This is a genomic window from Faecalicoccus sp. LCP19S3_E2, assembly GCF_052121255.1.
In the GTDB taxonomy this organism is placed as follows: Bacteria; Bacillota_I; Bacilli_A; order Erysipelotrichales; family Erysipelotrichaceae; genus Faecalicoccus.
On record NZ_JBQKEP010000040.1, the window covers coordinates 1 to 747 of the forward strand.

A 747-nucleotide genomic window follows, 5' to 3' on the forward strand; every position below is an offset into this window, starting at 1 on the left:
ATTATACAACAAATGTTCAACAAAAAAAAGAAGTCAATCGACTTCTCTAACGATCACTGCATCTCGCACACAAATCCCATCGACTCCAGATTCTCTTTTGTCTTTGTGGCACTGATGATTGGACTGGATGTTCCCTTAACATCTGTTTGTCTGTTTACCATAACATGATAGTCATCACTGGAAATGGTATTAAAATTAATATCAATGGTTTCATCAATAGATAAGTTTTCATCGTTATTTTCAAATGAATACGAAACACCTTTTATATCCTTATAATCATTCGCCTGTTGGGAAGCTTGAAACGTCTGTACCATTTGATCATACGTATTTTGATCTGAAACCGTAATCAAGGTGTGCTGTTTTTGAGATAAAATGATATCTTTATCCTTATTATATTCAAAATCGGACGATACTTCCATCACTCCACCATTCATAAGTGACTGTAATGTCGGTGAAAATTGTATCGGCTAAAAATGAAGTTTGTGCCAATACACCTGTAATTATCCCTGATAGTATGACCATCCCTACTACATGTGACCATCGCATGAAAAGCTGTAAGACTTATTTTTTGATCTTTGTAAGCATAAACTCTCTTTTGTAATGAGTATTCCCATACATTAATAAAAAAGAGCTAAGCAATTACTTAGCTCGACCAGAATACTTACCATCGCTTGTATTTACAACGATCATTTCATCCTGGTTGATAAACAAAGGAACTTTAACTTCCAATCCCGTCTCCAATACCGC

Annotated in this window: 1 protein-coding gene and 1 pseudogene; both read right to left on the reverse strand. The window is 34.9% G+C overall.

Features of this window, described 5'->3' with window-relative positions; all coding sequences use genetic code 11:
- Positions 1–53: 53 nt before the first annotated feature.
- Positions 54–419, reverse strand: a complete 366-nt coding sequence (locus ACTQX6_RS12600; protein WP_294688430.1) for a DUF1307 domain-containing protein — start codon at positions 417–419, stop codon at positions 54–56.
- A gap of 220 nt (positions 420–639) precedes the next feature.
- Positions 640–747, reverse strand: a pseudogene (locus tag ACTQX6_RS12605) (elongation factor P); the annotation flags it as partial.

Excerpts from the sequence above, each read along its gene's own strand:
- ACTQX6_RS12600 (WP_294688430.1), bottom strand. The coding sequence starts at position 419 with ATGGAAGTATCGTCCGATTTTGAATATAATAAGGATAAAGATATCATT.